The organism is Lentibacillus halophilus (assembly GCF_055395055.1).
The window spans coordinates 1,875,023-1,888,978 of sequence record NZ_AP043750.1; the positions used below are offsets into that span (position 1 = coordinate 1,875,023).

At 42.3% G+C, this 13,956-nt stretch carries 11 protein-coding genes and 1 other annotated feature; of the genes, 5 read left to right on the plus strand and 6 right to left on the minus strand.

The features are described from left to right. Positions 1-44: 44 nt before the first annotated feature. A complete protein-coding gene (locus ACZ5Q7_RS09190; RefSeq protein WP_343750665.1) occupies positions 45-1,112 on the plus strand; it encodes a bifunctional 3-deoxy-7-phosphoheptulonate synthase/chorismate mutase in 1,068 nt (355 codons plus the stop codon). A gap of 194 nt (positions 1,113-1,306) precedes the next feature. Beyond that, a complete protein-coding gene (gene ccpA / locus ACZ5Q7_RS09195) occupies positions 1,307-2,305 on the plus strand; it encodes a catabolite control protein A (protein WP_343750664.1) in 999 nt (332 codons plus the stop codon). Between the two features lie 108 nt (positions 2,306-2,413). Here the strand turns inward: ccpA and ACZ5Q7_RS09200 are convergent, their stop codons facing one another. From ACZ5Q7_RS09200 to ACZ5Q7_RS09215, 4 genes are all read right to left on the minus strand, one after another. Continuing rightward, entirely contained in the window at positions 2,414-3,583 is a 1,170-nt protein-coding gene (locus tag ACZ5Q7_RS09200) for an acetoin utilization protein AcuC (RefSeq protein WP_343750663.1), read from the minus strand. Next, positions 3,580-4,230, minus strand: coding sequence for an acetoin utilization AcuB family protein (locus tag ACZ5Q7_RS09205; RefSeq protein ID WP_343750661.1), 651 nt, complete (start codon positions 4,228-4,230; stop codon positions 3,580-3,582). The genes ACZ5Q7_RS09200 and ACZ5Q7_RS09205 overlap by 4 nt, the downstream gene beginning before the upstream one ends. Next, positions 4,231-4,884 (minus strand): GNAT family N-acetyltransferase, encoded by a 654-nt coding sequence (locus ACZ5Q7_RS09210; protein ID WP_343750660.1) that lies wholly within the window; start codon positions 4,882-4,884, stop codon positions 4,231-4,233. It abuts the gene before it with no gap. Positions 4,885-5,036: 152 nt separating this feature from the next. Further along, positions 5,037-7,967 carry a transglycosylase domain-containing protein gene (locus ACZ5Q7_RS09215; protein ID WP_343750659.1) on the minus strand — a complete coding sequence of 977 codons (2,931 nt, stop codon included), beginning with the start codon at positions 7,965-7,967 and terminating at the stop codon, positions 5,037-5,039. Between the two features lie 123 nt (positions 7,968-8,090). Next, positions 8,091-8,343, plus strand: a binding site (T-box leader). Positions 8,344-8,416: 73 nt separating this feature from the next. On the opposite strand from ACZ5Q7_RS09215, the gene tyrS reads away from it, so the two are divergent. Next, positions 8,417-9,688 carry a tyrosine--tRNA ligase gene (gene tyrS / locus ACZ5Q7_RS09220; protein WP_343750658.1) on the plus strand — a complete coding sequence of 424 codons (1,272 nt, stop codon included), beginning with the start codon at positions 8,417-8,419 and terminating at the stop codon, positions 9,686-9,688. Between the two features lie 94 nt (positions 9,689-9,782). On the opposite strand, the gene rpsD is transcribed toward tyrS, so the two are convergent. Together rpsD and ACZ5Q7_RS09230 are read right to left on the minus strand one after the other, a co-directional pair. Next, positions 9,783-10,385, minus strand: a complete 603-nt coding sequence (gene rpsD / locus ACZ5Q7_RS09225; protein ID WP_343750657.1) for a 30S ribosomal protein S4 — start codon at positions 10,383-10,385, stop codon at positions 9,783-9,785. Between the two features lie 392 nt (positions 10,386-10,777). Then, positions 10,778-11,272: a GAF domain-containing protein gene (locus ACZ5Q7_RS09230; protein WP_343750656.1), complete on the minus strand. Its 495-nt coding sequence runs from the start codon at positions 11,270-11,272 to the stop codon at positions 10,778-10,780. Positions 11,273-11,395: 123 nt separating this feature from the next. Here ACZ5Q7_RS09230 and refZ point away from each other — a divergent pair, with 123 nt between their 5' ends. Further along, positions 11,396-12,019 (plus strand): forespore capture DNA-binding protein RefZ, encoded by a 624-nt coding sequence (gene refZ / locus ACZ5Q7_RS09235; RefSeq protein ID WP_343750655.1) that lies wholly within the window; start codon positions 11,396-11,398, stop codon positions 12,017-12,019. Positions 12,020-12,204: 185 nt separating this feature from the next. Then, positions 12,205-13,896 carry a septation ring formation regulator EzrA gene (ezrA, locus tag ACZ5Q7_RS09240; RefSeq protein WP_343750654.1) on the plus strand — a complete coding sequence of 564 codons (1,692 nt, stop codon included), beginning with the start codon at positions 12,205-12,207 and terminating at the stop codon, positions 13,894-13,896. The last annotated feature ends 60 nt before the right edge of the window (positions 13,897-13,956 follow it).

Below are 13,956 nucleotides of genomic sequence, written 5' to 3' on the forward strand. Positions count from 1 at the left end.
TCTAAATTATTTTCAGATCAACCATATAGTAGGAGGGTAATATCATGAGTAATGATTTGGAACAGCTCCGACAGCAATTAGACAGCATAAATGGACAACTGTTGGAATTGATCAGCCAACGTGCTGAAATTGCTCAAGAAATTGGCGAAGTGAAAAATAAACAAAGTATCAACCGATTTGATCCGGTTAGGGAACGCAAAATGCTGGATGAACTCAAATCGAAAAATGAAGGTCCATTTGAAGACTCAACCATTGAACATATTTTTAAAGAAATATTCAAAGCAAGCCTTGAGTTGCAGGAAGATGATCATCGTAAAGCATTGCTTGTCTCCCGCAAGAAAAAACCTGAAAATACCGTAATTAATATAAGGGGAGAGCAAGTAGGCGATGGCAATCTGCACCATGTTATGGGGCCTTGCTCCGTTGAAAGCTATGACCAGGTAATGGACGTTGCCAAAGCAGTCAAACGTAAAGGAATTAATTTACTGCGTGGCGGCGCATTTAAACCGAGAACATCGCCATATGATTTCCAGGGACTCGGGATCGAAGGACTTCAAATCTTGAAAAAAGTTGCCGATGAAATGGACATGGCTGTGGTCAGTGAAATTGTCAATCCTGCAGATATTGAAAAGGCTGTTGACTACCTTGACGTTATTCAAATCGGTGCCAGAAACATGCAAAACTTCGAGTTGCTTAAAAAAGCCGGCGAAGTGAGCAAACCTGTTCTTCTGAAACGCGGTATGTCTGCGACCATTTCTGAGTTTTTGAATGCAGCGGAGTATATCATTTCAAAAGGGAACGGTAACATCATCCTTTGTGAACGTGGTATACGGACTTATGAAAAAGCAACACGAAATACACTGGATATTTCAGCCGTACCTATTTTGAAACAAGAAACACACTTGCCTGTTATGGTGGATGTGACCCATTCCACAGGCCGGCGCGATCTGTTGCTTCCGACGGCGAAAGCTGCTTTGGCCATTGGTGCTGACGGGGTTATGGCAGAGGTTCACCCGGATCCAGCGGTAGCCTTGTCTGATTCGGCACAACAAATTGACATTCCGACATTCGAACAATTTATAGATGAACTGCAGGCGTATGCCAAACGCTGAACCGACTAATCGTTTTGCAATAAAAAGATTCACGGAATGACGACATCTGTCCCTCAAATATGACAGATGTCGTTTTTATGGTGAAAAGGCCATGAATACGGGGTTCAGTCTTTAAATTTTTTGTGTTTTACGGTAATATAGCGTATCATATTAGCAAAAGGAATCGAAATGGTAAACTGGCTAGGAGGAAAATCATGACTGTAACGATATACGATGTGGCAAGAGAAGCGAACGTATCTATGGCAACGGTTTCGCGAGTTGTCAATGGAAACCCGAACGTTAAACCGGTGACACGCAAAAAAGTTCTAACAACGATACAAGAGCTTGGCTATCGCCCGAATGCGGTGGCCCGCGGATTGGCGAGCAAAAAAACAACAACGGTCGGCGCCATTATCCCGGATATTTCCAGCATCTTTTTTGCTGAATTGGCACGTGGCATTGAAGATATTGCGACAATGTATAAATACAATATTATACTGAGTAATTCTGATCAAAATAAAGATAAAGAATTGCACTTGATCAATGCTATGTTGGAAAAGCAGGTGGACGGTATTTTATTTATGGGCGGTGATATATCAGAAGATCATGTGGAGCAGTTTCAAAGTTCATCGGTGCCGGTTGTTCTAGCAGCCACATACGACGAAACAAACAAAATTCCATCGGTGAACATCGACTATGAAGCTGCCGCATTTGAAGCAACAATGTATTTGCTGACCAAAGGAAATGATCGGGTTGCCTTTATTTCAGGTGTTGATGATACGTTGATTAATAGACAAAAATACAATGGCTATATGAGGGCGTTGGAGGAACAATCCATCTCTCCTGATGATGCATATATTCTCAAAGGTGACTATTCCTATGATTCAGGAATGGAAGCGGCAGAACAGCTTTTAACGAAAGAAGATCCGCCTGCTGCTGTATTTGTAGCATCCGATGAAATGGCACTGGGCGTTATTCATGGGGCACAGGATAAAGGCTATTGCGTGCCGAATGACCTTGAAGTTGTTGGGTTTGACAATACAAGACTGGCAACGATGGTCCGTCCAACGTTATCTACCATTGTCCAGCCAATGTATGATATTGGCGCTGTTGCCATGCGTCTGCTAACGAAATATATGAATAATGAAGAAGTCGAGGAGAATAAAGTCGTTCTTCCGCATCGGATTGTTGAAAGGGATTCAACAAACGAGTAAAAAGGCCGATATAAGAAAAGATGAAATGACCTTATGGCGGTTGCAACAGGTTATGGGTTGGAGAAATGCAAGGCAAGTGCCGGATAATGGAGAGCGACACTTGCCTTTCTACATGTTAATGGGGTTTTGTCGGGCGTATTTCATTGCACCTTGCATAATCTGCTCATTTTTTTCTGTTATTTCGGGTTCTCTTGGGATGTTTGGTACGATATGTTTTGAATCATGCCACATGTCTGGCAAAGTCACTGGTGATTCAGCTTGCCATTTCTTCAGCCACGGTTCCGGCAGCGCCCCTTGTTGAATGGTTCCCGTTTTCATGACATTCCAAATTTGAGCCCAAGTACGCGGTATGACTCGCCACATGTCGTACCCTCCCCCTCCGAGAGCTATCCAGCGTCCATTGCAGTATTCATGGGCTAATTCATGGGCAATCATCGGAATATGTTCAAATGTTGCGGTTGTAGCACATAAATGGGTGAGCGGATCGTATACATGAGCATCAGCCCCATTTTGTGTCAATATCACATCTGGTTTAAAAAACGCCGCCACATTTCGGAAGGCTGATTCGTAAACCGACAGAAAAGAATGATCTTCGGTGAAAGCATCAATGGGAATGTTGAATGAAAATCCATGCCCCTTTTTGATGCCGCGCTCATTAATACTTCCTGTTCCCGGAAATAGGTAGCGTCCGGTTTCATGGATGGAAAGCGTGCATACATTGGGATCATCATAGAAGGCTGATTGCACCCCATCACCATGATGAGCATCCGTATCCACATACAGCACTTTCAAATCATATTTTTCTCGAATGTATTGAATGGCAATGGCTCCGTCATTATAAATACAGAAACCGCTTGCTTTCTGTTTGAATCCGTGATGAAGACCACCGCCTAAATTCAATGCATGACACGATTCTCCTTGAAGAACTGTGTTCACAGCGGTCAATGTACCACCGACAAGATAACTGGATGCGTTATGCATATCGGAAAACATCGGCGTGTCCTCTGTTCCCAAACCGTATGCCATTCCTTGTTCCTCAGACAGTTGGCCAGTCCCTGCCTTTTTAACGGCATCAATGTATTCAGGTGTATGAAATAGCGCGATTTCATCGTCTGTTGCCTTTCGTGGTTCAATGATTTCTTGTGCTGTCAGTAAATCGCTAGCCTCCAGTAGATCCTTTGTCAAGGCGACCCGTTGTTGATTAAATGGATGATCTGAGTGAAAATGATACTTTATAAACTGATCTGTATAAATGAAAGCAGCAGTGCGGCATGTCATAGTTTGGGCTCCGCTATATTGTTCGGCCACATTAATTCGTAACCAGCATCACGCAAATCCTGTATTAACGGAACGGGGTTCATGGTTTGAACGCGAAAGACAAGTATTTTGTAATTAGGATCATCATTGAACGGGTACATGAGGACAGATGTTATATTTGTTTTGCGCTGTCCGAAAACGGCTGCCACTTCCGGTAGAATTCCGGGTTTGTGCGGAACTTTTACGTCGATCTGGGAACTTTGTACATTCGTTCCGGTTAATTGAATCATCGTATACAACATCTCTTTTTCTGTAACGATTCCTGTCAGCGTATCGTTGCTGACAACGGGGAGACAGGCAATGGCCTCATCATAGAAAACTTTGGCGATTTCTTCTACAAAATCCAATGGGTGGACGGTGATAACTGGTTGACTCATTATCGATTGCAGTTCATTTTTTAACAGGTGATGGTTGTTTTCCTCCATAAAAATAGATGGGGACGCCTCTTTAACATCACGGTCTGATACCAATCCGATCAATTGTTCATTATCATTAACTATAGGAATATGCCGGATATGATTTTCTCTTAACGTGTTTAAACCATCAGCTATTGTTGCTGTCGGGGGAAGCGTTATCACTTCTGTTTTCATAATCTTCTCAACGAGCATCTATAGAGCCTCCCTCATGTCATGGTATTGACTCCGTTGCAAAAATCGCAGTTCATCAAATTGGCTCACGGATGTTTCGGAAACGCGGGTGCCGATTCGAACCATCAAACAATTCGCCGGGTGAGAAATGATTTCCGGATCGTCGGTCGGTGCAGGAAGCAGACCGCCCGAGGCCATCATTTTTTCCATCACTTTCCGATAGTCCCATACACTCAGTCTCGTGCCATCAAGGTCCCAGTGCCAATAGTATTCGGTGGAAATAATGATATAGTTTTCCATGTATTCATCCATCATGGAGACGTCCAGCAGTCCTAAAGCTATCTTCGCACCTCGGTATTTAGGGATGACTTCTATGGCTCCCAATTCCATCAAATCTTCCATGTTGTATTCCGACCAACGTTCCATTGGATCAGGATGCAAATACGTAACATAACCTATGATGGTCCCCTCTGTTCTAGCAATAATAATCCTTCCTTCCGGGCAATCGGCGATGCTCTGGATGGCTTCAAATTGGTTGGGAGCCGGACGGAAAGCAACCAGATGTTCATGGAAATGGTACGTTCCTAATTCCGCTGATGAAAGTGGTCCTTCAATGACAATCGGACCATCAGGCGTATCGCGTATGTCGTAATGATATGTTTTCTCGTGCTTCAATGGTTCACCACCTTGTTTTTAACTGATCCTTCCTGTTTCTGGTTTCCATTATACAGAATAATAGTTTTATTTTTTAGTGTTGAAAAAATAAAAATGAAGAAAAAACGAAGAGGCATAGCGTTCCTCTTCGTTCATCAGTTGCTGTTTTAGTGCTAATCATTGGTCTCGTCATTATTTTTTTGACTGTCATCATTGTTATTCCCGTCTTTTTCATCATCGCCGCTTTTCTGTTCCTTACCAGGCTCAGAGACATTACCGGCAATGACGTCGTTGGATGTTTGTGATTCCAGCCCGAAATAATCAACGGCTTTAACACGGAACACCCCCTTTTGACCGGAAAACGTGAATGATGTTTCTGTTGTGTTACCAACAAGCTGAAAAGAATCGCCAGGCTTGCTGGCACGATAAATGCGATAACCGACAACGTCATTACTATTTGAATCCTGCCATGTCAGCTTGTTGCCGGAAATGGAAACGGAACCAGGTGCGGACGGGTTCTGACCATCATCCTCGATTGTTTTGCTGCTGACATCTGAGGGCGGTAGTCCAATCTTTTTCCAAGCATCTTGATTGGTGCTTGGATATAGCGCAGAAAGGTCATTGAGTTGGTCATACCCTTTCCTTTCCAGAAAATCGGGATTAAAGGTAATACCATCGCCTTCCACAAATTCATTAGGAGTATTGGCTCCGGCAATGACGGCTTTGCCATCCATCATGACAAAAGAGCCTCTCATCAGGCTGTCATCTTTCTCGGTTGGTACATATTTGGCATTAAATATATCAGTTTGGATCAATCCAGTTTCTTCACATAATTTGGATGGACGTTTCCCCGAAATGGCGCAGTAACTGCGGGAGACAATTCCACCCGGGCGTTCAAAGCTTTGATCAGGTGCCACCAGATCCGGATTGATATCCGATGCTGCATTGATCAATTTTGCCCACAGTTTTTCGTTTCTTTGGCTGTAACTTAATGAACACGAACGACATCGAATACTTTTTTCTTCGCTGTAGCCAGTCCAAACCCCCATGGAGACATTTGGATTCACTCCGACGAACCAAGCATCTTTATAATTTTGTGAGGTACCAGTTTTGCCGGCCCAATCAACACCATTATATTTTAGTTGTGATTGTAGATACGTCCCTGTTCCCCGGTCGATAACATCCCGCATGACATCCAACGTTAAGTACGCTGTCTGCGGTGAAAATACATCAACTGGATTTGGTTTATGCTCAAAAATGGTGTTGCCTTCCTGATCTGTTATCGTTTCAATGACATGCGCATCCACAAACTTTCCTTGGTTGGCAAAGGTTGCAAAGGCATTGACATTTTCTTCAACGGTAACGCCTGTATTTGTCCCCCCAATACTGAGCGACAGATGTTTGTATTCCTCATCACCAATGGTAGTAATCCCCATTGGATTCAGGAATTCATTGACCGGATCCTGATCTCTAATGCGATCATAGGTTTTCACCGCCGGGATGTTATATGAGTTGTAGAGAGCCTTTCTTGCTGGAACAATGCCGTGATAGCCACCGGCATAGTTTTGCGGTGTATAAGGCCCTGCTGATGTCGAATAGGTTGTCGGGATATCAGCAATCGGTGTTCCCGGTTGGACAATCCCTTTTTCAAATGCCGGTGCATAGGTGAGAATTGGCTTCATGGTACTTCCGTTTGATCGTTCACCCTGAAAGGCAAAATTGAAAGAACTGTTTTTATCAAAATTCCGTCCACCGACAAAGCTGATAATCCGACCGGTTTTATTTTCGATCAGAATACCGCCTGTCTGGATCTGCTGAGTGATTTTTTTTCGTTCGCCGGTTTCATCGTCCGTTATATACCCCGTCCAATCTGGGCCGTAATAATTATAGTTTTTAGCTGTTTTTTGAAAGGCGTCTTGCATATTTTGATTAATGGTTGTTTGAATGTCGTATCCATTTTGTCGAAGCGCCCGGTCAGCACGCGTGGCGTATTCTTCCATTAATTTATCATCATTCTTCAGATCCTGCATCGTATAACCATCATCTTTGGCCAATTTTTCCTGAATAATTTCTTTGGCACGCTTCTGTGCCAATTGGGTCAGGTATGGATACGCTTCAGCAGGTGTTGATGATTTTTCGGTAAAATCGTTTACAATGTCATAATTTCGTGCTTGGTTGTATTGTTTTTTCGTAATAAAGTCTGCATCATACATTCTTTTCAATACAGTATTCATCCGGTTGATTCCAGGCTGAATCCCTTTTTTGCTTTTTAGCCCGCCTTTGTTTTGAAAGGGTGTGTAGTAGGAAGGACTTTGCGGCAAACCAGCAAGATAAGCCGCTTGTGCCAGATTAATATCCGAAGCGTCTACACCGAATATGCCCTTTGCGGCAGTCTGAATGCCAGCAATATTGTCACCCGAAGCATTACGACCATAAGGAACAACATTTAAATAGGCTTCCAGGATGTCATCTTTGTCGAAGAAGCGCTCCAGGCGCATGGCAATTAAAATTTCTTTTGCTTTACGTTCAAAAGACACCTCGTTGGTCAGTATCTGATTTTTGACGAGCTGCTGGGTGATTGTGCTTCCACCTGATTGCGTTGAAGCACTTGTCACTTGTTGAACGAGGGCACGTACGATGGCTTTTGGCACCACGCCATCATGTTCGTAAAAATATTTATCTTCGGTGGCAATGACAGCATGTTGTAAAACGTCTGGCACTTGCTCCAGTGACGTTTCCTCACGGTACAAATCATTGCGTATATCCCCAATATATGTATTATCGGCAAAGTAAAGAGATGACGTTTCTTCATAGTTGTAAATGTTTTGTTCCATGCTGTCGTACGCCCGTACAGGTTCGTCTTTAACAAGGGATGCGAAATAGCCTGCACCGACACCGCCGACAAAAAATACACTTATAATTATAATCATTAGGAAAAATAAAATAATATTCCAAACGACATCATAACTAATGCGTGATGTTTGTTGAATTCGGCCTGATTGCCAGACGGATTGCGCTTTTTCTGTATAACGATGTGAACGAATTCTGTCCCATGTTGTTTGAAGTTTTTTTATATATTTTTGCCATGATTGCTTGATGTTCACTATAAAACCTCCCCTGAATCAAACCTATTATAGCATAGCAGCATCATCCGTTGTATATTAAGTTGCTGCAGAAATATTGCATTTATATGACAGATATGGTAAGAATGAATGGATAATAATAAATCATAAGCACTGAAAGATCGGAGTAGCTGTGCAAATCCCTTTTCAGAGAGCTGACGGGTGGTGGAAGTCAGTATATATTTGCAAGTGAATTACAATCTGGAGCTTTTCTTTTTTAGGAATAGGTATATATCTCGTTTGTTTGATTATGCCTTGTCCTTGAGAAGACGGCGTCAACACCGTTATGAATCCTGAAGTGGCACAACGATTCATGTGCAACAAGGGTGGTACCGCGAGTACAATACTCGTCCCTTAGCTTATGCAAGGGGCGTTTTTTTATTTTCGGTGAAGTGAAATGATGCGAGATTTGACAAAGTGGAGGTATAAAAATGGATATTCTACATGACCTTGAAGAACGTGGGCTTGTTCAACAGACAACAGACAGAGAAGCTTTAAGAACCCATTTAAACGAGAATCAGGTAACCTTGTACTGTGGATTTGATCCGACGGGCGACAGTTTGCATATTGGCCATTTGTTACCGATTATTATGCTGAAACGCTTCCAACGGGCCGGCCACAAGCCAATTGCTTTAATTGGTGGGGGAACGGGAATGATAGGCGATCCGAGCGGCCGGTCATCCGAGCGTTCTTTGAATGAAGCATCGGTAGTACTTAGGTATTCGGAAAACATTAAGCAGCAACTGGGCCGATTGCTTAACTTTGACAGTGGGACCAATGCAGCACGTGCTCGGAATAATCATGACTGGCTCAGCAATATGACGATTATTGATTTTCTCCGTGACGCGGGTAAACACTTTGGCATTAATTATATGCTAGGCAAAGAATCGGTGTCAGCCCGAATTGAAGAAGGGATTTCGTATACCGAATTCAGCTACATGATTCTCCAGTCGCTTGATTATCTGAAATTGTACCAAGAAGAAAACTGCAGCCTGCAAATTGGTGGCAGTGATCAATGGGGCAATATTACAGCTGGCATGGAACTGATCCGTCGTTCCCGGGAATCGGAAGAAGAAGACGCGGATGTATTTGGGTTGACCGTCCCGCTGATTACCAAAGCGGATGGCAGTAAATTTGGCAAGACAGCAGGCGGGGCCATTTGGCTTGATCCGCAAAAAACAACACCATATGAATTTTACCAGTTTTGGATCAATACGGATGACCGTGATGTCATGAAGTTTTTGCATTATTTTACATTCGTGGAGCAGGATGAATTGGATGAATTGCAGAAGGAACTGGACAACCGTCCGGAACAACGGTTAGCACAAAAACGGCTGGCTGAAGAAATGACCATAATGGTCCATAGTGATGAAGATATGCACCAAGCCCAAAAAATAACCGATTCTTTGTTCAGTGGTAATTTAAAAGATTTATCTGTGGATGATATTCAGCAAGGGTTCAAGGATGTACCGACCTATGACATGGCGAAGGAGGATATCGGTTTGATTGATTTGCTTGTAAATGCGTCCATTGCCTCATCTAAACGCCAGGCACGGGAAGATATCCAAAATGGAGCCATCTACATTAACGGCGAACGACGGCAGGATTTACAATATGTTGTGGGCGACTCCGACCGCATTGGAGGCCAATTTTCGATTATCCGGCGTGGCAAGAAAAAATACTTTTTAGTCCATTTCATCTAGAGCAACAACAGGATGCCTGAATTGGTTTCGAAAATAAAAACCCTGAACCTTCTTCGGAAAGGTTTCAGGGTTTTTATTTACTGAATTTGTTACATTAACGAGAGTAGAATTCAACGATAAGCGCTTCGTTAATTTCGGCAGGAAGCTCGGAACGTTCAGGATAACGGGTATAGCTCCCTTCCTTTTTATCCTCATCAAATGTCAGATAGTCCGGTACAAAGTTATTCACTTCGATGGCTTCATCAACGATGTCCAAGTTTTGAGAACGTTCACGAAGACTGATGACCTGACCAGGTTTTGTGCTGTAGGATGGGATATCAACACGTCCGCCATCCACTTTAATATGGCCATGGTTTACCATTTGGCGTGCCTGACGGCGTGTACGGGCAAGGCCAAGACGGTATACAAGGTTGTCCAGGCGGGATTCAAGGAGAATCATGAAATTTTCGCCATGAACACCTTTCATTTTTCCGGCTTTCATAAACAGGCTGAGGAATTGACGTTCATTCAGCCCATACATGAAGCGAAGTTTTTGTTTTTCTTGCAGTTGCAACCCATATTCAGACATTTTTTTGCGCTGATTAGGTCCATGCTCACCTGGAGCATAAGGGCGTTTTTCAAGTTCTTTGCCGGTTCCGGTTAATGAAATGCCGAGGCGGCGGGATTTTTTCCAGTCAGATCCCTTAATTGGTGCCATAGGACATTTCCTCCTTTGTTATTGGTTTATTTGCATAAAATAAACGACCGTGTTCCTGATCATTGTCCATTTTGTTTTCATGTACCATCGCTCCAGCAGCAGAGAGTTACGTGATACACCTCTTTCATAAATGGATTGATTCCGTATGTTATGCAGTGTCTGAGTCGTTTTTTGTTCCGTTTGCCATAGTTTATTTGCAAGAGGAACAAAATGGGGGCAATGCCGGTTCACATAGGCTACTTTTTTATTTTACACAACCAATAGTATATAACCTATAAATCGGGAAGTCAACCATTGTACTTTCTTTTTCGATTCCGCTATTCAAAGGTTCTGTATGGGCACTTTTAACAGAATGTCTTTACAATGAAAGCCGGTCAATAAAGTAAGGTGTTCTATTTTTCTGTGATAAATTGTTTTAACTCCGCTGTAAATGTCTCCAGATAAAATTGATCAGTTTCGTCAAAGCGATTGATGTTCGGACTGTCGATATCAAGAACACCAAAGATCTGACCATTCATAAAAAGTGGTACAACTATTTCCGACTGGCTGGCACTGTCACAGGCGATATGGCCGGGAAATGCTGCAACATCAGGAACCCTTTTTGTCACCTGTTCCTTAATGGCCGTGCCACAGACACCTTTTCCATAAGCGATCCGTATACATGCTGGAAGTCCCTGGAATGGGCCGAGAACCAATTCGCTGTCATGGTCATTCCAGATATAGAATCCGACCCAATTCACTTCATCAAGAAATTGGTTTAACAGTGCAGAGGCGTTCGATAACAAAGCAATTGTATCTGTTTCATCTTCGGATAGTGCCTGTAATTGGTTGATAAGACGTTTGTAATCGTTTGTTCGGTCACCTGAGTAAGAATCCCTTTGAAACATAATCATTTCCTTTCTAGTACCCATATCGTTTTATTGTTCGACAGGAAGATGATAATTGTCGAGCGATTATGGGAGGATTTTTGCTTATTTCGTCGTAAGAAGCAGGTAAGGAGTTGAATAGGCATGAAAAAGAATCCAACGAAACAAAACGTTATTGATGCAGCATCGTCGTTATTTTTTCAGCACGGTTTTCACGGAACATCCGTCAGAGATATTGCGGCCAAAGCCAATGTCAATGTGTCTTTAATCAGCTACTATTTCAACAGCAAGCAAGGGCTTCTCGAATATGCCGTCACCCAATATTATGAAACGTACTTGGAAACCATTGAGGCAAGCATGCAGCAAAATAAGTCACTGGCGCCCCTTCATCAGTTGAAGAATATAGTTGCAGATATCATACAGTACAAACAGGAGAACTATCAATTATCATGCTTTATACACCGTGAACTGTCACTTGACTCCGTATTTGTTCGAGAAGTGACCGTCACCTACTTGGCGAAAGAAAATTACTTGATCAGCCATGCGTTTTATGCCATTTTTGACGGGAAGAAGAGACACCAGCAAAAACAATTCTTTCTGATGCAATTAAAAGGGATGCTGGTGACTCCGTACGTCATGCGAAATGAATGGAAGGATCAGGTCATTGGTGACTTCTCTCACCAACAGTTTGTAAAACATTATACGCAAACAGTGGAGAAATGGCTTGATTTTGTCGTCTGGCAAGAAAACACGCAGAGTATTAAATAAAATGATTGTCAGAACGTGTGCAAAAAAGTTGTCGAATCAATTATTTTTTTGGATTTTTTTAGCCAAAAATGCTGTTGACGTGGTATTATTGCATTACTACTATTCTCGGTTTCAGAAAAAGAACTAAATTATTTTTATATTGAAAAATTCCTCTATCTGCTGGAATACGGTCAGGAGGCATTTTTATGGCATATGTCATAGGAATAATTGTATTAGCAGTCATTGCACTTATTATTGGATTGATTATGCGAAAACGTATTTATGATGTCGTTGATCGCCTTGAAACATGGAAGATGGATATTATGAATCGGAACATTGCCGCGGAACTGGGCCGCATTAAACGTTTGAATTTGTCCGGTGAAACACAGGATAAATTCGAGTCATGGAAAGCCCACTGGGAGCAGATTATCGCCAAAGACCTTCCTGATATTGAAGAATATTTTTTTGATGCGGAAGAAGCAGCGGACAAATATCGGTTTTCCAAGGCCAAAAAAACATTGCGGCATGCGGAGCAAACATTGGAAACGATTGAAAACGATATAGAAAAAATGCTTGGGGAACTTGAACATCTTATGAGCTCAGAGGAATCCGCACGCAAAGAGGCTGAAAAAATAGAACCAGATATAAAAGAATTGCGGAAATACCTAATTCAGAATCGGTTCTCATTCGGTGGAGCGGAGACAAGTTTTGAAGTGACACTGGACGAACTTGAAGACGAATTCAAACAATATTATGATCTTACCGAGGCAGGGAATTATTCTGAAGCCAGGGACCTTGCTGAACATGTAAAACAAAAATTGGATTCCCTTCATACTGAGATGGAGCAATTTCCTATTACCTACAAAAAATGCAAATATGACCTGCCGGAACAACTTGATGAGCTGTACAAAGGATTACGAGAGATGAAAAATGATGGCTACCGGATAGATCATCTCGATTTTGAAAAAGAATTATATGATTATCAGCACAGACTTACGGCATGCATGAAAGCTTTAGATAAAGGCGACACACAAGAAGCAAATAACATTATACCTGAAGTGGAAGAACGCATAGATGATATGTATCAGCTGCTTGAAAAGGAAGCACTCGCCAAAAATTATGTGGAAACGAAGATAAACAATTTCCGTGATCTGTTGCAATCCCTGGATAATGAATTCCAAATGACCAAAGAAGAAATAGAAACTTTGAAGCAAAGTTATTACGTTGAAGATAGTGATATGGAGAAATTTATCGCCTTGGATAGGTCCATAGCGCAACTGAAAAACCAGCTGGAAGAGATAACAAATGGATTGAAGCAGGAAAGTGCGGCGCATTCAGAATTACGGGATGAACTTGAACAGGGGTTTCAAGAGATAGAGGGGCTTCAGAAGACGCATGAATTATTAAAAGAAGGTATTCATAATCTGCGAAAGGATGAGATGGAAGCCAGGAAAAAGCTGGGGGAAATGAAAGATGAACTCTTTCATGTGAAGCGTAAATTAAAGAAAAGCAATATACCGGGGGTTCCGAGTTATATTTGGAATAAAGTGGAACATGCTGTTCAAAAAAATACACATGTATTTGACATCCTTGAAAAACAACCGCTTGATATGACAGAAGTGCAACAAGCTTTGTCCGAAGCGCAATCAGTTATTGGTGATGTCACAGAACAAACGGATACGATGCTTGATAAAGCCCATTTGACCGAACAGGTTATCCAATATGCCAATCGGTATCGAAGTCAAAATTCATCGTTGGCTTCTAAACTGTCGGAAGCAGAACGGCTGTTTCGTTCCTACGAATATGAACTCGCTCTAGAACAGGCTGCCAAAGCTGTTGAAGAGGCCGATCCAGGGTCGTTAAAACGAATCGAAGCATTTCAAAAGACTGCCAATTAACATGCCGTTTAAATAATGGTTCATTCCCCGGGTTATCCCGAAGTCATCAACTTAGATATA